This window comes from Kitasatospora sp. NPDC024654, assembly GCF_055559155.1.
The window spans coordinates 1-26,120 of the sequence record NZ_JBVHLF010000025.1 but is presented as its reverse complement, the minus strand read 5'-3'; the positions used below and the strand labels follow the sequence as shown (position 1 = coordinate 26,120).

The 26,120-nt window shown below is 73.0% G+C and carries 19 protein-coding genes; 9 read left to right on the top strand and 10 right to left on the bottom strand.

The features are described from left to right. Positions 1-30: 30 nt before the first annotated feature. The 3 genes from ACZ38L_RS17115 to ACZ38L_RS17105 all read right to left on the bottom strand — a co-directional run bounded on the left by ACZ38L_RS17115 (position 31) and on the right by ACZ38L_RS17105 (position 6,532). The gene (locus tag ACZ38L_RS17115) at positions 31-4,977 is read right to left on the bottom strand and encodes an NAD-glutamate dehydrogenase (protein WP_465693966.1); all 4,947 of its coding nucleotides are present in this window, start codon (positions 4,975-4,977) and stop codon (positions 31-33) included. A 285-nt stretch (positions 4,978-5,262) separates the two neighbouring features. Further along, the gene (locus ACZ38L_RS17110; protein ID WP_465693962.1) at positions 5,263-5,958 is read right to left on the bottom strand and encodes an HAD family hydrolase; all 696 of its coding nucleotides are present in this window, start codon (positions 5,956-5,958) and stop codon (positions 5,263-5,265) included. Between the two features lie 58 nt (positions 5,959-6,016). After that, entirely contained in the window at positions 6,017-6,532 is a 516-nt protein-coding gene (locus tag ACZ38L_RS17105) for a DUF6912 family protein (protein WP_465693959.1), read from the bottom strand. A gap of 307 nt (positions 6,533-6,839) precedes the next feature. On the opposite strand from ACZ38L_RS17105, the gene ACZ38L_RS17100 reads away from it, so the two are divergent. Continuing rightward, a complete protein-coding gene (locus ACZ38L_RS17100; protein WP_465693955.1) occupies positions 6,840-7,361 on the top strand; it encodes an Rv3235 family protein in 522 nt (173 codons plus the stop codon). Positions 7,362-7,423: 62 nt separating this feature from the next. On the opposite strand, the gene secA is transcribed toward ACZ38L_RS17100, so the two are convergent. Then, on the bottom strand, positions 7,424-10,189 hold the full coding sequence (gene secA, locus ACZ38L_RS17095) for a preprotein translocase subunit SecA (protein WP_465693951.1): 2,766 nt from the start codon (positions 10,187-10,189) through the stop codon (positions 7,424-7,426). A 239-nt stretch (positions 10,190-10,428) separates the two neighbouring features. Between secA and ACZ38L_RS17090 the strand changes: the two genes are divergently transcribed. Then, complete coding sequence (locus ACZ38L_RS17090; RefSeq protein WP_465694018.1) at positions 10,429-10,968, top strand: GNAT family N-acetyltransferase; 540 nt, start codon at positions 10,429-10,431, stop codon at positions 10,966-10,968. A 47-nt stretch (positions 10,969-11,015) separates the two neighbouring features. Continuing rightward, entirely contained in the window at positions 11,016-12,197 is a 1,182-nt protein-coding gene (locus ACZ38L_RS17085; protein WP_465693947.1) for a winged helix-turn-helix domain-containing protein, read from the top strand. A 15-nt stretch (positions 12,198-12,212) separates the two neighbouring features. On the opposite strand, the gene ACZ38L_RS17080 is transcribed toward ACZ38L_RS17085, so the two are convergent. Together ACZ38L_RS17080 and hpf are read right to left on the bottom strand one after the other, a co-directional pair. Continuing rightward, on the bottom strand, positions 12,213-12,941 hold the full coding sequence (locus tag ACZ38L_RS17080) for a response regulator (protein WP_465693942.1): 729 nt from the start codon (positions 12,939-12,941) through the stop codon (positions 12,213-12,215). Between the two features lie 162 nt (positions 12,942-13,103). Next, positions 13,104-13,793 (bottom strand): ribosome hibernation-promoting factor, HPF/YfiA family, encoded by a 690-nt coding sequence (gene hpf / locus ACZ38L_RS17075; protein WP_465693937.1) that lies wholly within the window; start codon positions 13,791-13,793, stop codon positions 13,104-13,106. Positions 13,794-14,192: 399 nt separating this feature from the next. Between hpf and ACZ38L_RS17070 the strand changes: the two genes are divergently transcribed. Next, positions 14,193-14,888, top strand: a complete 696-nt coding sequence (locus ACZ38L_RS17070; protein WP_465693933.1) for a ComF family protein — start codon at positions 14,193-14,195, stop codon at positions 14,886-14,888. Here ACZ38L_RS17070 and ACZ38L_RS17065 read toward each other — a convergent pair. Genes ACZ38L_RS17065 through mtrA form a run of 3 tightly spaced genes read right to left on the bottom strand, consistent with a single transcriptional unit; the run spans position 14,885 to position 19,629 of the window. Beyond that, positions 14,885-16,849, bottom strand: coding sequence for an LpqB family beta-propeller domain-containing protein (locus tag ACZ38L_RS17065; RefSeq protein ID WP_465693929.1), 1,965 nt, complete (start codon positions 16,847-16,849; stop codon positions 14,885-14,887). The genes ACZ38L_RS17070 and ACZ38L_RS17065 overlap by 4 nt on opposite strands. After that, positions 16,830-18,950, bottom strand: a complete 2,121-nt coding sequence (gene mtrB, locus ACZ38L_RS17060) for an MtrAB system histidine kinase MtrB (protein ID WP_465693925.1) — start codon at positions 18,948-18,950, stop codon at positions 16,830-16,832. The genes ACZ38L_RS17065 and mtrB overlap by 20 nt, the downstream gene beginning before the upstream one ends. 1 nt (position 18,951) lies before the next feature. After that, on the bottom strand, positions 18,952-19,629 hold the full coding sequence (gene mtrA / locus ACZ38L_RS17055; protein WP_396563765.1) for an MtrAB system response regulator MtrA: 678 nt from the start codon (positions 19,627-19,629) through the stop codon (positions 18,952-18,954). Between the two features lie 240 nt (positions 19,630-19,869). Here mtrA and ACZ38L_RS17050 point away from each other — a divergent pair, with 240 nt between their 5' ends. From ACZ38L_RS17050 to ACZ38L_RS17030, 5 genes are read left to right on the top strand one after another with little or no spacing between them, the layout of a single operon-like run. Then, positions 19,870-21,090, top strand: a complete 1,221-nt coding sequence (locus tag ACZ38L_RS17050; protein WP_465693919.1) for a DUF7847 domain-containing protein — start codon at positions 19,870-19,872, stop codon at positions 21,088-21,090. A gap of 5 nt (positions 21,091-21,095) precedes the next feature. Then, positions 21,096-21,761 (top strand): DUF4129 domain-containing protein, encoded by a 666-nt coding sequence (locus ACZ38L_RS17045; protein ID WP_465693915.1) that lies wholly within the window; start codon positions 21,096-21,098, stop codon positions 21,759-21,761. Further along, positions 21,758-22,954, top strand: coding sequence for a DUF4350 domain-containing protein (locus ACZ38L_RS17040; protein WP_465693911.1), 1,197 nt, complete (start codon positions 21,758-21,760; stop codon positions 22,952-22,954). The genes ACZ38L_RS17045 and ACZ38L_RS17040 overlap by 4 nt, the downstream gene beginning before the upstream one ends. Beyond that, a complete protein-coding gene (locus tag ACZ38L_RS17035) occupies positions 22,951-23,949 on the top strand; it encodes an AAA family ATPase (RefSeq protein WP_465693907.1) in 999 nt (332 codons plus the stop codon). Before ACZ38L_RS17040 ends, ACZ38L_RS17035 begins: the two co-directional genes overlap by 4 nt. Before the next feature lie 22 nt (positions 23,950-23,971). Further along, positions 23,972-25,282, top strand: a complete 1,311-nt coding sequence (locus tag ACZ38L_RS17030; protein WP_465693903.1) for a DUF58 domain-containing protein — start codon at positions 23,972-23,974, stop codon at positions 25,280-25,282. A 43-nt stretch (positions 25,283-25,325) separates the two neighbouring features. Here the strand turns inward: ACZ38L_RS17030 and ACZ38L_RS17025 are convergent, their stop codons facing one another. After that, a complete protein-coding gene (locus ACZ38L_RS17025; RefSeq protein ID WP_465693899.1) occupies positions 25,326-25,970 on the bottom strand; it encodes a transposase in 645 nt (214 codons plus the stop codon). Between the last annotated feature and the right edge of the window lie 150 nt (positions 25,971-26,120).

The window sequence follows — 26,120 nt, the reverse complement described above, 5'->3', positions numbered from 1 at the left end:
CGCCCTTCGGCGCGTCCCAGCCCGTCAGGCTCAGCGCATCGACCCCGTGCGGAGCAGCGTGCGGATCACCCGCATGGCGACCGAGAGGCTGGACAGCTCGTAGGTGTCCGAACCCCTTATGTCGTCCAGCGTGGTCCTCGCCCGGGTGAGCAGCCCGCTGTTCAGCTCGGCCCAGGCGTTGTACCGCTCCTCGGCCGCCGCGCCCTCCGGACCGCAGACCAGGATGTCGCCGGTCAGCGCCGCGTGCGCGGCGAACAGGTCCTCACGGATCGAGGCGCGGGCCATCGAGGACCACCGGTCGGTGCGCGGCAGGTCGATGATCCGGTCCAGCAGGTGGGCGATGCCCAGCCGGTCGCCCAGGTCGTAGTAGAGGTCGGCGACCTCGGCCACGTCCTTGCCCGAGCGGTCCGCGACCTCGGTGATGTCCAGGGTCGGGAAGGCCGAGGAGAGCCCGGCGACCCGGGTGGCCAACGGCTCGGGGACCCCGGCGTCGGTCAGCTCGCTCTGGATCTTCTCGAACCAGGCCAGGTCCTCGCCGCGCAGCGGCTTGGGCAGGCTGCTCCACACCTGGTCCACCCGGTCCTTGAAGAACTCGATGGTGCCCGCGATGTCGAGCGGCTGGCGGCGGTTGTTGAGCATCCAGCGGGTGGCGCGCTCGACCAGCCGGCGCGAGTGCAGCCGCATCCGGGTCTGCACCGCCGCGGAGACCTTGTTGTCCAGGCCCTCGACCTCGTCCCAGATGGTCTCCAGGCCGAAGACCGCCCGGGCCGCGGTGTGGGTGCGGGCGATCTCCTCGTAGGTCGCGCCGGTCTCCTCGCGCAGCCGGAAGGCGAAGGTGCAGCCACCGCGGTTGATCGTGTCGTTGACGATCAGAGTGGTGATGATCTCCCGGCGCAGCGCGTGGTGCTCCACCGCGTCGGCGAACCGCTCGCGCAGCGCGGTCGGGAAGTACAGGTGCAGGGTGTCGCGGAAGTACGGGTCGTCGGGCAGCCCGGTGGCGAGCAGCTCGTCGGCCAGCGTGATCTTCGTGTAGGCGAGCAGCACCGACAGCTCGGGCTGGGTGAGCCCGAAGCCGCTCTGCTGGCGCTCCTTCAGCTGCCGCTCGCTGGGCAGGAACTCCAGCGCCCGGTCGAGCTGCCCGTCGGCCTCCAGCCGGTTGATCATCCGGGAGTGGACGTTGACCAGGCTGTGCGCCTGGGCGACCGCGTTGGCCAGCACCACGTTCTGCGCGTAGTTGTTGCGCAGGACGAGGTGGCCGACCTCCTCGGTCATCTCGGCCAGCAGGGTGTTGCGCTGCTTGACCGTCATGTCGCCCTCGGCGACCACCCGGTTGAGCAGGATCTTGATGTTGACCTCGTGGTCCGAGGTGTCCACACCGGCCGAGTTGTCGATCGCGTCGGTGTTGATCCAGCCGCCGTCGCCGGCGGGCCCGCCGCTCTGCGCGTACTCGATCCGGCCCAGCTGGGTGCAGCCGAGGTTGCCGCCCTCGCCGATCACCCGGGCACGGACCTGGCCGCCGTTGACCCGGATCGCGTCGTTGGCCTTGTCGCCGACGTCCGCGTTGGTCTCCCGCTCGGCCTTGACGTAGGTACCGATGCCGCCGTTCCAGAACAGGTCCACCGGGGCCTGCAGGATCGCCTTCATCAGCTCGGCCGGGGTGAGCCGGCTCTCCTCGATCGCCAGCGCCGCGCGGGCCTGCGCGGAGAGCTGGATCGACTTGGCGCTGCGCGGGAAGACCCCGCCGCCGGCCGAGATCAGCGACTTGTCGTAGTCGTCCCAGGAGCTGCGCGGCAGGTCGAACAGCCGGCGGCGCTCGGCGTACGAGGTGGCCGCGTCCGGGTTCGGGTCGATGAAGATGTGCCGGTGGTCGAAGGCCGCCACCAGCCGGATGTGCTCGCTGAGCAGCATGCCGTTGCCGAAGACGTCACCGGACATGTCGCCGATGCCGACCACCGTGAAGTCCTCGGACTGGGTGTCCACCCCCAGCTCGCGGAAGTTGCGCTTGACCGACTCCCAGGCGCCGCGGGCGGTGATGCCCATGCCCTTGTGGTCGTAGCCGGCCGAACCGCCGGAGGCGAACGCGTCGCCGAGCCAGAAGCCGTACTCCTCGGCCACGCCGTTGGCGATGTCCGAGAAGGTCGCGGTGCCCTTGTCGGCGGCGACCACCAGGTAGGTGTCGTCCTCGTCGTGCCGGACCACGTCGACCGGGTGGACGACCTGGCCGCCCTTGAGGTTGTCGGTGATGTCCAGCAGCGCCGAGATGAAGTTCTTGTACGAGGCGATGCCCTCGGCCAGCCAGGCGTCACGGTCCACCGACGGGTCCGGCAGTTGCTTGGCGACGAAGCCGCCCTTGGCGCCGACCGGGACGATCACGGTGTTCTTGACCATCTGGGCCTTGACCAGGCCGAGGATCTCGGTGCGGAAGTCCTCGCGCCGGTCGGACCAGCGCAGACCGCCGCGGGCGACCTTGCCGAAGCGCAGGTGCACGCCCTCGACCTGCGGCGAGTAGACCCAGATCTCGAAGGCCGGGCGGGGCGCCGGCAGGTCCGGGATGGCGTGCGGGTCGAACTTCATCGACACGTACGGGTGCCACTCGCCGGTCGCGGTGCGCTGGAAGAAGTTGGTCCGCAGGGTGGCCTTGATCAGGTGCAGGAAGGAGCGCAGGATGCGGTCCTCGTCCAGCGAGACGACCTCGTCCAGCGCGCCGGCCAGCTCCTCCAGGATGCCCTCGGTCAGCTCGGTCGCGCCGGACCGGTGGCTGGGGCTGAGCCGGGCCTCGAAGAGGTTCACCAGCAGCCGGGTGGTGTGGGCGTTGTTGCGGAGCGCGTCCTCCATGTAGTCCTGGGAGAAGGTGCTCCCGGCCTGCCGGAGGTACTTGGCGTAGGCGCGCAGCACGACCGCCTGGCGCCAGTTCAGCCCGGCGGTCAGGATCAGGCCGTTGAAGCCGTCGTTCTCGGCGCGGCCGGTCCAGGTCGCCGCGAAGGCCTCCTGGAACCGCTCGCGGGCCTCGTCGGTCAGCTCGCCGGCCTCGCGCAGCCGCAGCCCGAAGTCGTAGACCCAGGCGGTGGTGGCGTCCGAGCGGCGCAGCGCGTACGGGTGCTCGTCGAGCACCTCGACGCCCAGGCGCTGGAGCACCGGCAGGACCTCGGTCAGCGAGATCGGACCGCCGACCCGGTAGATCTTGAAGCGGCGCTCGTCCTCGCCGGCGCCGACCGGCTGGTACAGGTTCAGCCGGAAGTCGCCCTCGCCCTGCAGCGACTCGATCTGCTTGAGGTCGGCGACCGCGGTACGGGCGGTGAAGTCGGCCCGGTAGCCGTCGGGGAAGGCGTTGGCGTAGCGGTGGCCGAGCTCGGCGGCCCGCTCCTCACCCAGTTCGAGATGGAGCTGGTCGTTGAAGCCGTCCATCCAGAACCGGGCGGCCTCGGCCAGCTTGGCCTCGATCCGCTCGATCTCGACCTCGGTCAGCTCGGACAGCTCGCTGCCCGGGGCGACCCGGACCACGAAGTGCAGTCGGGTGAGCACCGACTCGGTGGACCAGACCGTGTAGTCGATGGCCGCGCCGTTCAGCTCCTGCATCAGGATGTCCATCAGGCGCAGCCGGATGCGGGTGGTGTAGCGGTCGCGCGGCAGGTAGACCAGGGCGGAGAAGTAGCGCCCGTACTCGTCCTGGCGCAGGAACAGCCGCAGCTTGCGGCGCTCCTGCAGGTAGAGCACGCTGGTCGCGATCGCCAGCAGCTCGGCGGCGGGGGTCTGGAAGATCTCGTCGCGCGGGAAGGTCTCCAGGATCTGGAGCAGGTCGCGGCCGTCGTGGCTCTCGGCGGAGAAGCCGGAGTCGTTGACGACCTCCTGGACCTTGCGGCGGACCACCGGGATCCGGGTGACCGACTCGGTGTAGGCGGCCGAGGAGAACAGGCCGAGGAAGCGGCGCTCGCCGACCACGTTGCCGTCCGCGTCGAACTTCTTGACGCCGACGTAGTCCAGGTAGGACGGGCGGTGCACGGTCGCCCGGGAGTTGGCCTTGGTCAGCACGAGCAGCTTCTTCTCGTGCGCCTTGGCGCGGACCGGCGCGGAGAGCCGGCCGAAGGACTCGCTGACCGGGTGGTGGTCGGTGTCGTGGCTCAGCGGGTCGGAGCGCAGGATGCCGAGGCCGGTGCCCGGGATGGCGCGCAGCACCTCCTCGCCCTGGTGCTCGACCAGGTCGTACTCGCGGTAGCCGAGGAAGGTGAAGTGGTCGTCGGCCAGCCAGCGCATCAGCTCCCAGGCCTCGCCGACCTCCTGCTCGGGCAGGTGGGCCGGGGGCTGCTCGGCGAGCTCGTCGGCCAGCCGCAGGGCGGAGGTGCGCATCTTGGCCCAGTCCTCGACCACCTCGCGGACGTCGCCCAGCACCCGGCGCAGGTCCGCCTCGATCGAGCGGAGATCGGCGCGGTCGGTCTCCCGGTCGATCTCGATGTGCATCCAGGACTCGACGGTGGCGTCGGCCGGCCAGTCCCGGCCGGCGGCCTGGCTGCGGGCGCAGGCGTCGATGTCCAGGATCTCCAGCAGCTTGCCGGTGATGTCACGGCGGACCACCAGCTGCGGGTGGATCACCAGGTGGATCGCCCGGTCCTGGCGGGACAGCTCGTTGGTGACCGAGTCGACCAGGAACGGCATGTCGTCGGTGACCACCTCGACCACGGTGTGGCCGCTGGACCAGCCGTTCTCGTCCACGGTCGGGGTGTAGACCCGGACCTCGGCGGTGCCCTGGGGGCGCTTGAGCCCCAGCCGGTAGTGGGAGGCGGCCGCGCCGTAGACGTCGACCGGGTCGCGGTCAACCAGGTCCTCGGGCGCGGTGTGGAGGTAGTAGTGGTGCAGGTACGCGGTCAGAGCACCGTTGCTCAGACCCTCCCCGGGCGCCGCTCCCCCCACCTGGCTGTTCTCAGCGGCTGCTGCTGCCTTGGCGAGCAGCTCGGCCTTGGCTGCGTCCAGCTTGGTCTGCATGGCTTCTCTGGCTCCTGTCGCGCGCCGTTGCGTGACTCGGTGGTGGTGTGGGTGTGCACCGCCGGGTCACTTTCGCAATCCTCCCGCACGATCCCAGAGAAAGGCGCCAAAGGCACGCTTGAAGCACCCCCTGCCTGGGTACGACAGGTCGTTTGGTCTGCGAAAACCGCCCGACGACGCCAGCCAGCCTAACCAACCGAAACCAAGGTGTCAGGGGACAGGGAGGCACAAACCTGCAGGAAGATCGGCGGTTCCTGGACACCTTGTCCAACCGATGCGCAACCGTTACCCGAGGTGCCCGGCGGACGGCCCGGTCCGGGCATTCGAACCCGCCAGCTCCCGGGCCAGCCCGACCGCCTCGGCCAGGGTGTCCACCACCGGGACGCCGACCGGCTCCAGCCGGGCCCGGGCCTGCGAACCCCCGGTGTAGAGCACCGCGTGCGCGCCGGCCTCCCGGGCGGCCAGCGCGTCGTCCGCCGCGTCGCCGATCAGCACGGTGCGCGCCGGCGACACCTCCGGCCCCAGCGCGGCCAGGTGGCGGACCAGCGAGGCGGCCTTCTGCCCGTGCGAGGGGCCGGTCCGGCCGTCCACCCGCAGGAAGTGCCGCTGGATCCCGAAGCCGTGCACCACCGGGAGCAGCCGCTCGTGCTCGTACATCGAAAGCAGCGACTGGGTGCCGTCCTCGGCCGCCCAGGCGGCGAGCAGCTCGGCGGCGCCCTCGGTCAGCCCGCAGCCGCCGCGCAGCCGGCTGTAGTGCCCCTGGAAGACGGCGTCCAGCCGCTCCCACTGGGCGCCGCTCGGCTGGTAGCCCAGCACCCGCTGGTAGAAGCGCGGAACGGGGACCTCGTACAACTCCCGGTAGCGCTCCAGGGTCAGCGGGGCGTGGCCAAGCTCGGCGAAGGCCGCGTTGCTCGCGGCGAGCACGGCCTCGGTGTCGTGGTAGAGGGTCCCGTTCCAGTCCCAGACGATGTGAGTGCGCACCGGGGAACGGTAACGGACGGCGCTGACAACCGGGTGTCCGCAGGCCGGACGGCGGGCCTCAGGCGGGCCCCAGCAGACCGGGGATCTCCTGGGTGGCGAACCAGAGCAGCTCGTGGTCCTCCGCGCCGTCCACGGTGAACTGGGCGTCGTCGTCGCCGGCGTCCGCCGCCTCGATCACCGCCGCGGCCTGGGCCACGTCCTCGACCACCTCGGGGTCGGCCACGTCGGCGTGCACCGCGGCGGCCTTCGCCAGCCGGACCGGGCCGGCCAGGGTGACCCGGCCGAGCGAGGCCTGGTCCTGGTACTCGTCCCCGCCGAACGGCCGCACCGAGGCGTCCGGGACGTCCAGCGCCACCACCACCCGGCGACGCGGCGCCTCCGGGTCAGCGGCCAGCAGGCGCAGCGAGGACTGGGCGGCCCGGACCAGCGCGGCGTACTCCAGCTCCTCCAGGTCGTCGCTGACGTACCACTCGCGCAGCGCGGGGGTCACCGCGTACGCCGCCGACTGCGCCAGTTCGCCGTCCGGGTGCGCCGCCGCCAGACCGGTCAGGGTGGTGGGCACGTAGACACGCATCGGGGGCACTCCGCTCCTCGGGCTCTCGGACCCCCACAGAATACGGCCCTGGCGATCACTCGGGGGTGCGCCGCCGGTGTACCCCTTCGAGCGATTGTGCGGACGCCCGGCCTCGGGGCGCGCGGCCCGCCCGGGCCGCCGGCAGCCGGTACGGCGGGCTGTCAAGCCGCCGTACGGGTGACACCGGACCGCGGGCCCGGGCTCCCCTCGAACCGCGTTGAACCGCGCGGCCCGGTGGCGGTAGCACAGGGCACAGAGCAGCGCTCCACAGCCGAACACTCCGCAGCCGAACGAGGAGCCCCCCGCTATGGCCGAGACCGCCGTCCTCCCGCTGATCCACCCGCTGGCCACCGCCCCCGGGCGCCGTCCGCCCGTCGAGCGCGCACACCGCGGCCGGCCGGTGCACCGCACGCACCAGCCCCCGCACCACCCGCCGCCCGCGTCGCGCAGTGCCCCGCCCCGGCAGCCGCGACAGCCGCGCGCGCTCTGCGGTCCGGCCCGCGGCGGCCCGGCCGGGCTCGCCGACCGCTTCGCGCGGCGGCTGGTCGAAGTGCTCTGCGGGATCCGCCCGGCCGGCCAGCTGGTCCGGCACACCACCCACGACGGCTACCGCCAGCTCGCCCGGCTGGCCCGCCGCGGCCCGTTGCGCACCGCGGCCGGCACGCCCCACCCGCTGCTCGGCCCGGTGCACGACTTCTCGCCCGGCCCGGGCGCCCTGGAGGTCTGCGTCCGGGTGGCCGCCGGCCCGCGCCACCACATGGTGGCCTTCCGGCTGGAGCGGCACCGGCGCACCGAGCAGTGGCAGTGCGCCGCGGTGGAAGCCCGGTGACGCGGCAGGGCGCCGCCCCGGAGATCCGGGAACGGCGCCCTGCCGACGACGGACCGGGACGGTCAGACCTTGCGGCGGCGGCCCTTGGCCGACTTCGCGGCCTTGCGGCGCTCGGCGCGGGTCAGCCCGTCGCCCTCGTCCGCGCCGTCCTCGAAGTCACCCTCGAAGTCGCCCTCGATCACCGTGTCGTCGCCGTCCACCGAGGGGGCGGTGTAGTGCAGCCGCTGGCGGACCGGAGCCTCCAGGCCCTTGGCCTTGATCTCCGGGCGCTGGCCCTCCTTCTCCAGCGAGACGGCCTCCTCGGAGTCGGCCACCGGGACCTCCTCGACCTGCTGCTCGACCTGGACGTCCAGGTTGAACAGGTAGCCGACGGACTCCTCCTTGATGCCCTCCATCATGGCGCCGAACATGTCGAAGCCCTCGCGCTGGTACTCGACCAGCGGGTCGCGCTGGGCCATCGCCCGCAGGCCGATGCCCTCCTGCAGGTAGTCCATCTCGTACAGGTGTTCGCGCCAGCGGCGGTCCAGCACCGAGAGCACCACCCGGCGCTCCAGCTCACGCATGACCTGCTCGCCGAGCTGGTCCTCGCGGGCGCCGTACTGGGCCTGGATGTCCTCCTGGATGACCTTGGTGAGGTGCTCGGGGGTGAGCCCGGAGGGACCGCCGACCTCCTCCTCCAGCTCGGCCAGGTCCAGGGTGATCGGGTACAGCTGCTTGAGCGCGGCCCAGAGCTTGTCGAGGTCCCAGTCGTCCTCGAAGCCCTCGCCGGTCGCGGCGTTGACGTACGCCTCGACCGTGTCGTCCATGAAGTGGCCGATCTGCTCCTGGAGGTCCTCGCCCTCCAGCACCCGGCGGCGCTCGCCGTAGATGACCTCGCGCTGGCGGTTCAGCACCTCGTCGTACTTCAGGACGTTCTTGCGGATCTCGAAGTTCTGCTGCTCGACCTGGGTCTGCGCGGAGGCGATCGCCCGGGTGACCATCTTCGACTCGATCGGCACGTCCTCCGGCACGTTGGCCATCGACAGCACGCGCTCGACCATGCCGGCCTTGAACAGCCGCATCAGGTCGTCACCGAGCGAGAGGTAGAAGCGGGACTCGCCCGGGTCGCCCTGACGGCCGGAGCGGCCGCGCAGCTGGTTGTCGATCCGGCGCGACTCGTGCCGCTCGGTGCCCAGGACGTACAGGCCACCGATCTCCTGCACCTCCTCCTGCTCCGCCTTGACGGCCGCCTTGGCCTTCTCCAGCGCGCTCGGGAAGGCCGACTCGAACTCCTCCGGGGTGTCCACCGGGTTGAGCCCGCGCTGCGCCAGCTCGGCGGTGGCGAGGTGGTCGGCGTTGCCGCCGAGCATGATGTCGGTGCCACGGCCGGCCATGTTGGTGGCCACGGTGACCGCACCCTTGCGCCCGGCCTGGGCGACGATCTGCGCCTCGCGCTCGTGCTGCTTGGCGTTCAGCACCTCGTGCGGGATGCCGCGCTTGCGCAGCTCCTGGGAGAGGTACTCGGACTTCTCGACCGAGACGGTGCCGACCAGGACCGGCTGGCCCTTCTCGTGCTTCTCGGCGATGTCCTCGACCACGGCGGCGAACTTGGCCGGCTCCGACTTGTAGATCAGGTCGGGCTGGTCGATGCGCTGCGGGGTGCGGTTGGTCGGGATCGGCACCACGCCGAGCTTGTAGATCTGGTGGAACTCGGCGGCCTCGGTGGTGGCCGTACCGGTCATCCCGGAGAGCTTGTCGTAGAGCCGGAAGAAGTTCTGCAGGGTGATGGTGGCCAGGGTCTGGTTCTCGTTCTGGACCTCCACCCCCTCCTTGGCCTCGATCGCCTGGTGCATGCCCTCGTTGTAGCGGCGGCCGGCCAGGATACGGCCGGTGTGCTCGTCGACGATCATGACCTCGCCGTTCATCACGACGTAGTCCTTGTCCGCCTTGTAGAGCTCCTTCGCCTTGATGGCGTTGTTCAGGAACCCGACCAGCGGGGTGTTGACCGACTCGTAGAGGTTCTCGATGCCGAGGTAGTCCTCGACCCGGGTGACGCCCTCCTCCAGCACGCCGACCGTGCGCTTCTTCTCGTCCACCTCGTAGTCGCGGTCGCGCTTGAGGCGCAGCACCAACTTGGCGAAGTCGGCGTACCACTTGGTGGCCTGGTCGGCCGGGCCGGAGATGATCAGCGGGGTACGGGCCTCGTCGATCAGGATCGAGTCGACCTCGTCGACGATCGCGAAGTTGTGCCCGCGCTGCACGAGTTCGTCCTGCGACCAGGCCATGTTGTCGCGCAGGTAGTCGAAGCCGAACTCGTTGTTCGTGCCGTAGGTGATGTCCATGCCGTACTGGCGCTTGCGCTCGGCCGGCGGCATGTTGCCGAGGATCACGCCGACCTCGAGGCCGAGGAAGCGGTGCACCCGGCCCATCCACTCCGAGTCGCGCTCGGCGAGGTAGTCGTTGACCGTGATCAGGTGAACACCCTTGCCGGTCAGCGCGTTGAGGTAGGCGGGCAACGTGCCGACCAGGGTCTTGCCCTCACCGGTGCGCATCTCGGCCACGTAGCCGAGGTGCAGCGCGGCGCCACCCATGATCTGCACGTCGTAGTGGCGCTGGCCGAGGACGCGCTTGGCGGCCTCGCGAACGGTGGCGAAGGCCTCCGGGAGGATGTCGTCCAACGTCTCCCCGTCGGCGAGCCGCGACCGGTACTCGTCGGTCAGAGCGCGCAGCTCCTCGTCCGTGAGGTTGACGAAGTCCTCTTCGATGGAGTTGACCTGGGCGGCAATCCGCTGCAGCTTGCGAAGGATCTTGCCTTCGCCGGCGCGCAGGATCTTGTCGAAGACGGACACTTGAGCGGGCTCCTTGCCTGGATCGGCTCTGGACAGCTGCACGGCGGGGTTCACCCCACCGTACGGGCCATCGTATGCGAGGAGTCCAATCCGCCGGGAGGTGCGTCAGCACGCCATTCCGGTGTCACCCGTCGGAGCGGATCACTCAATGGCTGCCGTATAGGGAAAAATCGGGCAGAGAATGTCGCTACCGCCCGCTCCCCGCACGGGCGATACTCACCCGCATGACGGAAGCGATCTTGGAACCCGTGGTCCTGGAGACCGAGCACCTGCTCCTGCGCGCGCCGCTCCCCGAGGACGTCGACGCGGTCAACCTCGCCTGCCAGGACGAGGCGATCCAGCGCTGGACGGTCGTCCCCTCTCCCTACCACCGCACGGATGCCGAGTTCTTCGTGCGGCAACTCGCCCCGGAGGGCTGGCCGACCGGTCGGAACCCGATCTGGTGCGTGCTGGAGAAGGAGACCGGCACCCTGGTCGGCACCCAGGGCCTGGCCACCCGCGCGCCCGGCGTCGCCGAAGTCGGGTTCTGGACCGCCGCGGAGGCCCGCGGCCGCGGCTACACTGTCGAGGCGCTGCTCGCGGTGGCCCGCTGGGCCTTCGCCGAGTGGCGGATCCGTCGCCTGGAGTGGGTCGCCTACGTCGGCAACGAGCCCTCCCGCGCGGTCGCCCGGCGGGCCGGCTTCACCATGGAGGGCACCCCGCGCTCCTACGGCGCCCAGCGCGGCCGGTACCTCGACTGCTGGATGGGCTCGTTGCTGCCGGCAGACCTGGCCCGGTGACGGCCGGGCGGGTCCGCCTGTCGGTCCCGGCGCCTACGCTGCCCGGCATGACCGCAGCGCTGCCCACCCCCATCACCACCCTCGGCGCCGACGAGGCCCGCCGGATCGCCCTGCGCGCCCAGGGCCTGCTCGGCGCGCCGGACCGCCGGGCGGGGGTACGCGGTGTGCTGCGCCGGCTCGGCGCGGTGCAGCTCGACACCATCTCGGTGCTGGCCCGCTCGCACGAACTGGTGCCGTACGCCCGGCTCGGCGCGATCGGCCGGCCGGCCGTGGAACACGCCTACTGGGGTTCCGAGACCACCTTCGAGTACTGGTCGCACGCCGCCTGCGTCCTGCCGGTCGAGGAGTGGCCGCTGTTCGCCTTCCGCCGCCGCGCCTACCGCGACCGCGGCCGGCTCTGGAGCCACCAGGTGAGCCCCGAGGCGTACCGGGCGGTGCTGGACCGGCTGCGCGCCGAGGGCCCGCTCACCTCCAGCGGGCTGGGCGGCGCCAAGCGGACCGCCGAGTGGTGGGACTGGTCCGACACCAAGATCGCGGTGGAGCGCGCGCTCGCCTTCGGCGACGTGGTCTGCACCGAGCGCCGGGGCTGGAAGCGGGTGTACGAGCTGGCCGAGCAGGCCGTCCCGGCCGAGCTGTACCAGCAGGAGCTCACCGACCGCGAGTGCCTGGAACGGCTGGTCCGGCAGGCCGGCCAGGCGCTCGGGGCGGCCACCCGGGCCGACCTGATGGACTACCACCGGCTCAAGGCCGAGCAGGTCGACTCGGTGCTCGCGGACTGCGGCCTGCTGCCGGTCGCGGTGGCCGGCTGGGGTCCGGAGCCGGTCTCCGCCTGGGCCGATCCGGCGGCGCTGGCGAGCGAGCCGCGCGGCCGGCACCGCACCACCCTGCTCTCCCCGTTCGACTCGCTGATCTGGGACCGCGCCCGGACCGAGCGGATCTTCGGAATGTCACACCGACTGGAGGCCTACACCCCGCGCCACAAGCGGGTGCACGGCTACTTCGCGATGCCGCTGCTGGCCGGCGGCCGGCTGGTCGGCCGGGTCGACCCGGCCCGCGAGGGGCGGACCCTGGTGGCCCGTCAGGTCTCGCTGGCCGGCTCCCGGCAGCTGCCCGCGCTCGCCCAGGCGTTGCGCGAGGCCGCCGCCTGGGTGGGCTGCGACGCGGTCCGGGTGGAGGCGCTGGACGACCCCGCGCTGCGGCCGGCCCTGGAGAAGCTGCTGGCCGACTGACCCGAACCGGGCCCGTCACCCTATTTCGAGGATCTTCTCCCGCATCGCGTACACCACCGCCTCCATCCGGGAGTGCAGTTGCAGCTTCTCCAGGATGTTGCGCACGTGGTTCTTCACCGTGTTCTCGCTGATGAACAGCTCCTTGGCGATCTCCCGGTTGTTCATCCCGGTGGCGACCAGCTTGAGAACCTCCAGCTCGCGGTCGGTCAGCCGGGGCGCGGGCACCAACTCCCGGTCGTCCGAACGCCGCTGGATCATCGACTTGAACTCGGTGAGCAGCTTGGCCGCCATCGACGGGCTGATCTGCGACTGCCCGTCGGCCACCGCTCGGATCGCGGTGGCCACCTCGTCCGTGGAGATCTCCTTGAGCAGGTAGCCGGTGGCCCCGGCCTTGATCGCCTCGTAGAGGTCGGCCTCCTCGTCGCTTATCGTCAGCATGATGATCTTGGTGCTGGGCGCCACCTCCTTGATCGAGGTGCAGGCCTCGATGCCGCTGCGACGCGGCATCCGGACATCCATCAGGATGATGTCCGGCAGCAGGTCGGCCGCCTTGAGCACCGCCTCGGCGCCGTCCCCGGCCTCACCGACGACCCGGATGTCCTGCTCCTCGGCGAGCACGATCTCCAGCCCCCGCCGGAAGAGCGCGTGGTCGTCCACCACCAGCACTCGAATCGGCTCTCCGCCGCGCGGCGTGTAGTCGGGCTCCGGGACCCCGCCCTCACCGCCGTCGAACCGCTCCCCCATCCGCCCCTCCCCACTGCCGACGCTGTGGGGCACATCATTCCACGGCATCCGGGACCCGCCTCACCCACTGATCGGCGCGCCACCCGCCGTACGTCCATCGGGAATGACGTCCGGCGGCCGGTTCACGGCCGGCCGCCGGGGTGGTGATATGGGTGTGCGCCGTCAGCGGTCGCCCGGCGCGTTGATCGCGCCGCCGGCGCCGCCGATCTCGCCGTTCGGAGTGAGGCCGTCGGTCTTGAGGTGGATCACCCCGTAGTCGTAGCCGTGCCGCCGGTAGACGACGCTGGCGAGGCCGCTGTCCTTCTCCTCGAACAGGTAGAAGTCGTGGCCGACCAGCTCCATCTCGAAGAGCGCCTGGTCGAGCGACATCGGCGCGGCGGCGTGCGTCTTCTCCCGGACCACCAACGGTCCCTCGCCCTCCACCTCCAGCGACCCGATCATCTTGCGGGTCGGCGGGGGGGTCAGCTCCTCCGCGCTCGCCGTGCCGGGCATCGCCGCGATCTGGGCGGTCGCCTCGGCGACGCTGAGCGGCGTGCTACGGGCCCCGTGGTGGACCCGGCGCCGGTCGGCGGACTTGCGCAGCTGCGCCTCCAGCTTGGCCGCGGCCAGATCGAGCGCCGCGTAGGGATCCGCGGCGGCGGCCTCGGCCCGGATCACCGGACCGCGGGTGCGGAGGGTGATCTCCACCCGCTCGGACCGGTCGGCCTGGCGCGGGTTGTGTTCCTTGGACACCTCGACGTCGAGGCTGATCACCTTGCCGTCGAACTTCTGGACCTTCTCCAGCTTCTCGGCCACGTGCTCGCGGAACCTCCTGGGCACCTCGGTCTTGCGGCCCTTGACGACGATGTCCACGCAGAACTCCGATCCTTCGTGCTGACGCCGGTCCGATCGCTACCGGACCGGGCTGGACCCAGCCTGACCAGCCAATCTGCCGCGGGCCCACGCGCGCCGCCGAGCCGGCGATGCGCACCGAGCCCTGTACCCACCTTCCTCCCCACCGGGGACGGTTGAAACCCCTCGGAGCCTCATCAGACACCCCGACCGGGCGTTTCGCCTCCGGACCCTAGGCGGAGGGGGTGCGAGCCGGGCGGCTGTTCACCCCTGTCTACCCTCGATCGAGTGAAGTGAAGGTAAATATCTGGACAACTCCGCCCAGACGGCCCACCCTGAGCAGACCGCCGGGGCCTGCGGGCCCGCCACGAGCCGCCCGGGAGGTGTCCCATCGCCGCGCTGACCACCCCGCTGCTGGCCGTGCTCGACCTCCTGCTGCCCACCGACTGCGCCGGCTGCGGGGCCTCCGGTGGCCAGCTCTGCGCCGACTGCCGCCACCTGCTGGGAACGCTGCGCGGCCGCCCGCTGGGCCCCCGGCCGGTCCCGCCCGGCCTGCCCGTGCCGCACTCCGCCGGCTGGTACGAGGATCCGGTCCGCCGCCTGTTGCTGGCCCACAAGGAGAGGGGAGCGCTGCCACTGGCCGGCCCGCTCGGCGCGGTGCTGGCCCGGGCGGTGCGCTCGGCCGTCACCCCGGCCGCCGGCGCGGACCTGCCCGGGCCGCTGCTGCTGGTCCCGATGCCCTCAACCCGCCGCGCCGTCCGGGCCCGCGGCCACGACGCCACGCTGCGCCTGGCCCGGGCCGCCGCCCGCGAGCTGGGCCGGACCGGGCTGCCCTGCCGGGTCGCCCCGGTGCTGCGCCCGACCCGCCGGATCGCCGACCAGTCCGGGCTGGGCGCGGCCGAGCGGCGGCGCAACCTGCACGGCGCACTGACCGTCCCGCCCCGGCTGCGCTCCCGGCTGGCCGGCCTGCGCCCGGTCCTGGTGGACGACCTGGTCACCACCGGCGCCACGCTGGCCGAGGCGGCCCGGGCGCTCGGCGCGGCCGGGGCGCCCCCGTTGGCCGCCGCGACGGTCGCCGCCACCGCCGCCGACCGGGCCGGCCGGGCCGGAGGCTAGCCCGGGTAGGACGGCTGCACGCCGTCCGTCCCGTACGCCTTCCACTGCCACTGGGCGCTGCCGACCAGCGCCGAGGTGCTGCCGACGAGCGAGTAGACGGTGCGGTTGTTGGAGTCCGCCAGCACCGGGTCCGCGCGGTACTCCGAGGCGGCCACCACGGTCATCCCGTCCACCGCCTGCAGCCCGGAGTCCACCTCGGGCGAGCCGTCGGTGGCCAGGTAGAGCAGCTGCTGGGTGCTGTCGCTCTCCCTGCCGAGCGCCAGCAGCAGGTCGGAGTCGGCCCAGGCGACCGAGCTGACGTCGGAGAGCTGCGGCGCGATCGGCCGCACCCCGGTGATCGTCGCGGTCGGCGCCGCGGCGGTGCCGCCCTGCACCACCACGCCGACCCACAGGCTCCGGGTGCCGCTGGCCGGGTCCTTGAGCAGCAGGGCGATCCGGGTGCCGTCCGAGGAGAGCCGGATGCCGTCCACCGTTTTGCCGGTCGGCAGGTCGGCCGCGACGGTCAGCTGGCTCTGCCCGCGGATCAGCAGGATCCGCGGCGCCGACGGGTTGCGGTCGACCACCCAGAGGCCGCCGAAGCCGTCCCAGCTCGGCGAGGTGAACCCCTCGTCCGAGCGCGGCGCCTGACTGGTGGCCAGCGCGTTGCCGAGCTTGTTGTCGCCGTCGTCCAGCCCGACCTCGTAGAGCGACTTGCCGTCGTCGCTGACCACGGCCGCGACCCGGCCGTCCCGGCGGACCGCGTACGGACCGACCGGGTGGCCGCCGCTGGGCGACAGCGGGGCCGGCAGGTCGGCGGCGCCGAGCACCCCGCTGACCGGCGCGGCCGAGTCCGGCCCGGTGGTCCGCATCAACTGCCCGGTCTCCGGCCGACGGAAGTACGCCTGCCCGTCGCCGGCGCCCCCGGGCGGCCCGCCGGCCAGGCTGGCCGGCGCGTACGGCGAGGTCTTCGCCTGGCTCGACGTCAGGTCACAACCACCGTGCGGCGCGGTCAACGTGACCCGGTCGATGGAGCCGGCGCCGGCCACGCTGAGCAGCGTGAAGTAGAGCTGGGCCGCCATCTGCTGGCACTGGTGGGCGTTCTTCTCGAAGTCGACGCCGTTGAACTGGACCCGCGGGTTGCGCGGGTCGTCCGAGTTGACCGCCCCGACCAGCGAGGTGCCGCCGAAGGCGGTCCGGACCGCGGGGGCGAGCCAGTCGGAGGGCCCCTGGGCCAGCGCGGCGGCCGCCGCCGAGACCGGGTCCACCCGGCGGCGCAGGTAGATCGGGTCCGGCACCAGCACCGTCGGCTGGTCGCTCCCACCCGGCTGGGGATTGGTGAAGAAGTAGCGGTCCGACTGCTGGTACGCGTTGCGGAAGTTGGTCTGGTTGAGGATCAGCCCGTCCGGCAGCGTGGCGATCCGCCACTGCGCCTTGCTCGACGCGTCCTTGCCGTCCTTGGCCACGTTGACCAGCTCGAAGTCGGCCTCGTAGGGCGTGTTCTGGACCGCCGTGTAGGAGTGCCCGGCGTCCAGCAGGCCGGTCTCCTGGGACTTGACGGCTATCACGACGTGGCTGTCGTCGTCGCTGCCGTAGGCCGGGTCGACGACGGGCGCACCGGGGTTGGTGTCGTGCAGCACCACCGCCCCGCTGTCCGGGTGCCAGCCCTTGGCCGCCGCCGGGGTCAGGTACATCTTGGCGGTGTTGTAGTCGTGCTCGTCGGCTATGGAGGCGTCCAGGAAGTTCTGCAGCACCTCGCGCGCCGACTGGCCCTCGCGCGGCGGCACCGGGATCACCCGGACCTGCACGCCCTGGTCGGCCCCGGCGCCCTGCGGCGGATCCACCCGCTCCGGGTCGCCACTGTCCGGCATCGTCGCGCACCCGGCCGCGAGCAGCACGGTCAGCACGGTCCAGGCCGCCCCGGCCGTGCGGCGACCGGGGCGGCCCCGGCGCCGGCCGCCGGGCTCAGTCCTGCTGCTCCGCACTGCGCGTCCCCTCCGGGCTCGTCCGGTCGTCGTCCGTCCCCGCCGCCGGGGGTTCCCCGCCGGCCGACTCCTCACCGCCCGTGGGGCGCGGCTGGCCGCAGTCGACCACCACCTGCGCGCCGGTGGCACCGTACCCCGCCGCCGCCGCGCGGACGTCGGAGGGATCCACCACGGGCGCCTGCGGCAGCCGCTTGGGCCCGAGCCCGGGCCCGATGCTGAGCACCCCACCGAGCCCCGGCCCGAGTCCGCCGCCGACGCCACCCGGGGTTTCCGGGATCACCGTGGACTCGCCGCTGGCGGTCAGCGCGGTCGCCCCGGCCGGCTGCACCGCGCGCCGGTACGGGGTGCCCTGGGAGCGCAGCCCGCGGTTGTGCCGGGAGTCCTCGGGCTCCAGCCGGAACGGCGCCCGGCCGATGTCCCCGCCACGGGTGCGCGGCAGGGTGAGCCGGAAGTGCGAGCCGCCGCCGGGTTCGCCCCAGGCCTGCAACCAGCCGCCGTGCAGGTGGGCGTCCTCGACCGCGATCGACAGGCCCAGGCCGGTGCCGCCGGTGGTCCGCACCCGGGACGGGTCGGCCCGCCAGAACCGGTGGAACACCCGGGACGCCTCGCCGGGCTTGAGCCCGATCCCGTAGTCGCGGACGCCGACCGCCACCGCGCCGCCGGCCGAACCGAGCCGGATCACCACGTCCCGGCCCTCACCGTGCTCCAGCGCGTTGACCACCAGGTTGCGCAGGATCCGCTCGATCCGGCGCGGATCCACCTCGGCCACCACCGGCTCCTCGGCGCCGCGCAGGATCACCGCGCTGCCCTTCAGCCGGGCCAGCGGGTCGGCCGCCTCGACCACCCGGCCCACGATGTCGCGCAGGTCGACCGGCTCGGCGTCCAGGATCGCCGCGCCGGCGTCGAACCGGCTGATCTCCAGCAGGTCGGCGAGCAGCGACTCGAACCGGTCCAGCTGGCCCTGCAGCAGCTCGGCCGAGCGGGCCGCCATCGGATCGAGGTCCTCGCGGCTGTCGTAGATCAGGTCCGCCGCCATCCGCACGGTGGTCAGCGGGGTGCGCAGCTCGTGCGACACGTCCGAGACGAACCGCCGCTGCACCCGGGAGAGCTCCTCCAGCTGGCGGATCTGGGCCTGCAGCGCACCCGCCATCCGGTTGAAGGACTCACCCAGCCGGGCGATGTCATCCGTCCCGGTGACCTTCATCCGCTCTTCCAGGTGCCCGTCGGCGAGCCGCTCGGCGATCCCGGCGGCCATCCGCACCGGCGTGACCACCTGGCGGACCACCAGCCAGGCGATGCAGCCCAGCAACACCACGATGAAGACGCCGGCGGTGGCGACCGTCCCGGTCACCAGGCCCAGGGTCTTGTCCTCCTGGGCGAAGGAGAAGGCGAAGTAGAGCTGGTAGTCGGTGTTGTCCGGGCCGCGCAGCTGCTTGCCGATCACCAGACCGGGCTCCGAGGTGTTCTGCCCCGAACTGGTCTTGCGGTGGATGGTGGTGGTCTGCTCGTGCGGGACGCTCGGGTCCTTGCGGACGTCCGCCTGCAGCTCCGGGGAGATGCTGTCCACCGTGACGTCACCGGTCACCCGGACGCTCAGCGGGCCCGCGCTGCCGGCGCTCTGGTCACCGGGCACCACCATGCCGATCACCGAGTAGACGCCCTGCCCACCGCTGGCGAGGCTGGCGACCTGGTCGGACAGCCAGGTGCCGGTCTCGCTGGGGCTCGGGCCGGTGGTGGTTCCGCCGACTCCGGCCGGCAGGTTGGCGAGCTGGTCGCTCTGCTTCTGCGCGGTGGTGAAGCCGCCGAAGGCCTGCCCCTGCGCGGCGTGCTCCTTGGTGGCGAGCAGACCGGTGCGGACCTGCGCCATCACGACCACGCCGAGCACCACGACCAGCGCGACCGACAGCAGCAGCGTCGCGGCGACCACGCGCAGCTGGATGGACCGGCGGTACAGCGCCGCCGCGCGGTGGACCAGGCGGCGGAGCTGGCGTCCCAGCAGCCCGAGGGCCGAGGCCGGGCCGGTGCGCGCGCCGCGGGTGCCGGCGCGATCCTCCCCGCCGGCCGCCGGGCCGGTCGGGGAGGGGTGTACCTGATCCGTCACGTCAGCTGGGCCCGGCCTTGTAGCCGACACCGCGCACCGTGACCACGATCTCGGGGCGCTCCGGGTCCTTCTCGATCTTCGACCGGAGGCGCTGCACGTGCACGTTCACCAGCCGGGTGTCCGCCGCGTGCCGGTAGCCCCAGACCTGCTCCAGCAGCACCTCGCGGGTGAACACCTGCCAGGGCTTGCGGGCCAGCGCGACCAGCAGGTCGAACTCGAGCGGGGTGAGCGGGATGCCCCGGCCGTCCCGCTTGACCGAGTGCCCGGCCACGTCGATCACCAGATCGCCGATGGTCAGCTGCTCGGGGGTGGGCTCCTCGGCGCGGCGCAACCGGGCGCGCACCCGGGCCACCAGTTCCTTGGGCTTGAACGGCTTGACCACGTAGTCGTCGGCGCCCGACTCCAGGCCGACCACGACGTCGACCGTGTCGGTCTTCGCGGTCAGCATGACGATCGGGACGCCGGACTCCGCCCGGATCTGCCGGGCGACGTCGATGCCGTCGCGCCCGGGCAGCATCAGGTCGAGCAGCACCAGGTCCGGCTTGGTCTCGCGGAACGCGGCCAGTGCCTTGTCCCCGTCCGCGACGAAATACGGCTCAAAACCCTCACCACGCAGCACGATGCCGAGCATCTCGGCGAGTGCGGAGTCGTCATCGACGACGAGGACGCGACCTTTCATGCGCCCATCCTCTCATTACCGGATTGTGACCTGCCGCACACCCGTGCCAATTTCCGTCCGCCCTCCGGGTCGAGACCATCCATATCCACCCAAACTCCCCACTTCAGTGGGCCTGCCGACGCCGTTGTCGATCAGCAACCCGGCGCCGCTGGGGCGCCTGTCGCCACCATGGCACGATGGGCGGCACCAAGTGCGCCACCCCATCATCCCGGGGCGACAGCCCCGCGCCGAGGAGCAGTGATGACCGACACCCCGGGCTGGGTCCCGCCCAGCTCGTCCGGATCCGATCCCGAGGACGCCCCGCCGGCGGCCCCGGCGCCGGACGGTCCGTCGGACAGCACGATCCCCGGCCCGACCGCGCCGCCGCCGCACGACGCGACGTACGGCGCACCGTACGCCACCGCCCCGGTCCCGCCGCCCGCGCGGTCCGGCCGGGGCCCGCAGCCGGCCTGGGGTCCGCAGCCGGTCTGGGGCCCGCAGCCCGGCTGGGGGCAGCCGACCTGGGGAGCCCCGCCGAGCCCGAAGCCCGGCATCATCCCGCTGCGCCCGCTCGGCGTCGGCGAGATCCTGGACGGCGCGATCTCCACCGTCCGCCGGCACTGGAGGACCGTCCTCGGCATCTCACTGGTGGTCGCGGTGCTGGAGCAGACGGTCCAGACCCTGCTCCAGTGGTGGGAGCCGACCGGGCCGGCGAACGCCCTGACCACCGTGAGCGGCGCGCTGTTCGGCGTGGTCGCCGTGCTGGTGCTGACCGCGCTGCTCACCATGGTGGTCAGCAAGGCCGTCCTCGGCGAGCCGGTCTCGCTCGCCATCGCCTGGCGGGCCGCCCGCCCGCAGCTGGCGCGCCTGCTCGGCCTCACCGTGCTGCTCGGGCTGATCATCGGCGGGATCGTGCTCGGCGGGTTCGTCCCGCTGATCGTGCTGCTGGTGGTCAAGAGCCCGACCGCGCTCAGCCTGGGTGTCGGGCTGCCCTGCGCGCTGGCCGGCCTGCTGGCCGGGCTCTGGATGGCGGTCAGGCTCAGCCTGGCCGCTCCCGCGCTGATGCTCGAGAAGCAGGGCGTCCGGGCCGCCCTGGGCCGTTCGCGCCGGCTGGTGCGCGGCTCGTGGTGGCGGATCCTCGGCATCAGCCTGCTCGGCCTGGTGATCACCCAGGTGCTGGCCGGCATCATCGGCCTGCCGTTCACCATCGCGGCCGCCGTGCTGAACTCCTCGGCCTTCACCACCTTCGGCGCCGACCCGGGCCAGGGCCTGCCGCTCGGCTTCCTGGTGATCATCGGGATCGGCGCGGTGATCGGCGGGACGGTGACGTTCCCGATCCAGGCCGCCGTCAACGTGCTGCTCTACGTCGACCAGCGGATCCGCCGCGAGGCGCTCGACCTCGAACTGGCCCGCGCCGCCGGTCTGCCCGAGTACGGCGGCACCGGCTGGGCCGGGCAGCCCGCGCCCCCCGCCGGGATCTGAGGCCGATGCCGATCAGGGGGGACGGGATACTCGCGGCGCTCGCGGACGGCGCTCCGGTGCAGGTGCCGCGCGACGCCGCCCGCGAGGCCGCCCGCAGCGAGCTGCTCAACCCGGAGTACCACCGGCACGACCCCAGCCTGCTGCAACGGATCTCGAACTGGCTCTGGGACCAGCTGGACGGCCTGCTCGGGCGGCTCGACTCCTCCGCCACCGACGGCACCACCGGGATCGTGCTCTTCCTGCTGGTCGCCGTGGTGATCGGCGCCGCGCTGTGGTGGCGGCTGGGCCGGCCCGGCCGCACCGCCGGCGGCACCGCCGCGCTCTTCGCGACCACCGGTCCGCGCACCGCCGAGCAGCACCGCGCGGCCGCCGGCCGGCACGCGGCGGCCGAGGAGTGGCCGGAGGCCGTCCGCGAGCAGATGCGCGCGCTGGTCCGTGCCCTGGAGGAGCGCACCCTGCTCGACCCGCGTCCCGGCCGCACCGCGGACGAGGCGGCCGCCGAGGCGGGCCGGACGCTACCCGAGCACGCCGCCGAACTCCAGGACGCCGCCCGGCTGTTCGACTCCATCGCGTACGGCACCCGGACCGCCGACCGCGCCGCCTATCAACAACTCGCCGACCTCGACCGACAGTTGACCCGGACTCGAGCCACGCTGGCAGGCCGCGGATGACCACCGCCACCGCACCCACCACTGCGCTCTCCCCGACGCTCCGTCAACTCTGGCGCCGAGTCCGCTGGTTCCTGCTCGCCGCCGTGCTCCTGCTGCTCGCCGGCCTGCTCATCGGCGGCCTGACCAGCGGCCCCAGCTACCCCGCGCTGGACCCGCGCTCCGCCGACCCCGACGGTGCCCGGGCCACCGCCCAACTCCTGCGCCACCAGGGCGTCACCGTGGACACCGCGACCACCGCCGCCCAACTCGGCGGCGGCACCGGCTCGGACACCGTGCTGGTCCCGCTGCCCGACCTGCTCAGCCCCGACCAGCTACTCGACCTGATGGCGGCCGGCCACCGCCGGCTGGTCCTGGTCTCCCCCGGCGACGCCACCCTCGCCGTGCTCGCCCCCGACCTGCGCACCGCCGGAACCGCCGACCAGCCGCTGAGCATCGCCTCCGCCAGCACCCCGCCGGACTGCACACTGCCGGAGGCCGAGGTGGCCGGCAGCGCCGAGCTCGGTGGCCTGCTCTACACCTTCGGCGGCGGCGCCAGCGCCTGCTACCCCCGCGACGGCCACCCGGCGCTGGTCAGCACCACCAACCAGGCCGGCACCCAGGTGATCGTGGTCGGCTCCGGCCGCTTCCTGACCAACCAGAGCCTGGCCCAGGACGGCAACGCCGCGCTCGCCCTCGGGCTGCTCGGCTCCCAGCCCCACCTCACCTGGTACGCGCCCGACTACGACGCGCTGCCGGCCGCCCCGGACCAGTCCAAGAGCTTCACCGAGCTGATCCCGGCCGGCTGGTCCTGGGCCGCGCTCCAGCTGGCCGTGGCCGCCGTGCTGGCCGCGCTCTGGCGGGGCCGCCGGCTCGGGCCGGTGGTCAGCGAGGAGCTGCCGGTGGTGGTCCGGGCCACCGAGACCACCGAGGGCCGAGCCCGGCTCTACCAGCGCGCCAAGGCTCGCGGCCGGGCCGCCGACGCGCTGCGCCGGGCCACCCGGCACCGGCTCGCCGCCGTCCTCGCCGTCCCGCTGACCGCCGGCGAACCGGAGGCCACGGCCCTGCTCGCCGCGCTCGCCGACCGGCTCCCCGACCGGCCCGGACCCGGCGCCCCACAGGCCCTGCTGTACGGCGCGCCACCCACCGACGACGCCGCGCTGCTGCGGCTCGCCGACGACCTCGATGCCCTGGAAAGGCAGGTACGACAGCCGTGACCGAGCTCTCCGCTCCCGCAACGCCCGCCGGCAGCGCCGCGGCGCCCGCCGATCCCCGGCAGGCGCTGACCGCGCTACGGGCCGAGATCGGCAAGGCCGTGGTCGGCCAGGACGCCGCCGTCACCGGCCTGGTCGTGGCCCTGCTCTGCGGCGGGCACGTCCTGTTGGAGGGGGTCCCCGGCGTCGCCAAGACCCTGCTGGTCCGGACCCTCTCGGCGGCACTGAGCCTGGAGACCAAGCGGATCCAGTTCACTCCCGACCTGATGCCCGGCGACGTCACCGGCTCGCTGGTCTACGACGCCCGCACCGCCGAGTTCTCCTTCCAACCCGGCCCGGTCTTCACCAACCTGCTGCTCGCGGACGAGATCAACCGGACCCCTCCGAAGACGCAGTCCGCCCTGCTGGAGGCGATGGAGGAGCGCCAGGTCACGGTGGACGGCGAGCCGCGCGCGCTGCCCGTCCCGTTCCTGGTCGCCGCGACCCAGAACCCCCTGGAGTACGAGGGCACCTACCCGCTGCCCGAGGCCCAGCTGGACCGCTTCCTGCTCAAGCTGGTGCTGCCGCTGCCCGACCGGGAGCAGGAGTTCCAGGTGCTCAGCCGGCACGCGGCCGGCTTCGACCCGCGCGACCTGGCCGCCGCGGGGGTCCGCGCGGTGGCCGGACCGGCCGATCTGGCCGCCGCCCGCGCGCAGATCGCCGAGCTGACCGTCTCGCCCGAGGTGCTCGCCTACATCGTCGACCTCTGCCGGGCCACCCGGCAGTCGCCCTCGCTCTCGATCGGGGTCTCCCCGCGCGGCGCCACCGCACTGCTCGGCACCGCGCGCGCCTGGGCCTGGCTGTCCGGCCGGGACTACGTGACGCCGGACGACGTGAAGGCACTCGCGCTGCCCACCCTGCGGCACCGCGTCCAGCTGCGCGCCGAGGCGGAGATGGAGGGCGTCACCGCCGACGCCGTCATCCAGGCCGTGCTGGCGCAGACCCCCGTCCCCCGCTGATCACCAGTTCTAGGAGCCCCCGATGGCCCTCACCGGCCGGACCGCCCTGCTCGCCGCCGCCGGCGCGTTGGTGGTGGGCCTCCTGCTGCCCTCCTGGACGGGCATCGCGGTGGTCACCCTGCCGCTGCTCGTCGCGGTCCTGGTCGACCTGGCGCTCGCCGCGCCGGTCCGCGGCCTGGTGCTGACCCGCGAGGGCGACGGCTCGGTCCGGCTCGGCGAGCCGGCCGAGGTCGTACTGACCGTCAGCAACCCGTCCCGCCGCACCCTTCGGGCCCGGCTGCGGGACGCCTGGCCGCCGTCCAGCTTCCGCCCCGGGACGGAACTGACCGCCGGTCGGCACAGCCTGCGGATCCCGGCCGGCGAGCGGCGGCGGGTCAGCACACCGCTCGCGCCGACCCGCCGCGGCGACCACCACGCCCAGCGGGTGACGATCCGTTCGCTCGGCCCGCTCGGCCTGGCGGGCCGTCAGGGCTCGCACCACCTGCCGTGGACGCTGCGTGCGCTGCCGCCCTTCACCAGTCGCAAGCACCTGCCCTCGCGACTCGCCCGGCTGCGTGAACTGGACGGCCGCACCTCGGTGTTGACCCGGGGCCAGGGCACCGAGTTCGACAGCCTGCGCGAGTACCTGCCGGGCGACGACGTCCGCTCGATCGACTGGCGGGCCAGCGCCCGCCGCAACACCGTCGCGGTCCGCACCTGGCGGCCCGAACGGGACCGGCACATCCTGATCGTCCTGGACACCGGCCGCACCTCGGCCGGCCGGGTCGGCGACGCCCCCCGCCTGGACGCCGCGCTCGACGCCGCCCTGCTGCTGGCCGCGCTGGCCACCAAGGCCGGCGACCGGGTCGACCTGCTCGCCCACGACCTGCGCCGGCGCGGTGCGGTGCTCGGGCGCTCGGCCGGCGAGGTGCTACCGGCCTTCACCAACGCGATGGCCGGGCTGCAGCCGGCCCTGGTCGAGACCGACCTACGGGCGCTGACCACGGCCGCCCTGCGGCTGGCCCCGCACCGCTCGCTGATCGTCCTGCTGACCGGCCTGGACGCCGGGCCCGTCGAGGACGGGCTGCTGCCGCTGCTCCCCCGGCTCACCGAGCGGCACGAGGTGGTGATCGCCGCCGCCGCCGACCCGCGGCTGGACGTGCTGGCCACCGGCCGCGGCACCCCGCAGGCCGTCTACGGCGCCGCGGCCGCCGAGCGGACCCGGGCCGAACGCCGCGCCGTGGCGGAGCGGCTGACCCGGCTCGGCGCCACCGTTCTGGACGCCCCACCGGCCGCCCTACCGCCGGCGCTGGCCGACGCCTACCTGGCGCTGAAGGCCGCCGGCCGGCTGTAGCCGGTCCGACGGGACCTGCCCCGCTGCTCGGTAGCCGTGCTGCTCAGTAGCCCGGCTTGATCCAGACGTGCGCGCGGCCGGTCTCGGCCTCGTCCGCCGCGGGCTCGGCGTTCTCCTGCTGCCAGGCGGTGATGCCCTGGACCAGCCCGACCGCGGTGAACTTGTCGCCGTGGAAGGCCTCCCGCGCCGCCTGGTACGCGAACCAGCGCTCGACGCACGCGAGCCAGGCCGCCTCGGTGGGCGCGAAGTGCATGGTGACCCGAGGGTGGGCCCGCAGCCAGTTCACCACCGTCGGGGACTTGTGCGTGAAGTAGTTGTCGCAGATGAGGTGGACCTGACCGCCCTCCGGCAGCTCGCCGTCCAGCTGCGACAGGAAGCGTCGGAACTCCACTCCGCGCCGGCGGCGGTGCAGCGTCCCGAGCACGTGCTCGGTCGTGCTGCCGAGACCGTCCAGCAGCTGCTGGACGGTCGGCAGGAGCGGATCCGCCTGCCGCTCCCGCAACGCCTCGCGGAGCTTCGGGCGGAGCAGGGTTTCGCCGTCCAGACGCAGCGCCAGCACCCGCTCCGGCGGGGCCAGGTACATCCCGGCGACCTCGTGCGAGGTCTCCAGCACGAAAGGGTCGGTGGACGAGCCGAAGGGCTCGATGCGCGGCGGCTTGGCCTCGGGACGGTTCTTGGGAGCTGCCATGCCCCCGATCATATTGGGCCCGTCCGTCCGGGTCCGGAAATGCGAGAAGCCCCTCCCGGTCTCCCGGAAGGGGCTTCTCTGAAAAATCGTTCGGCGGCGTCCTACTCTCCCACAGGGTCCCCCCTGCAGTACCATCGGCGCTGTAAGGCT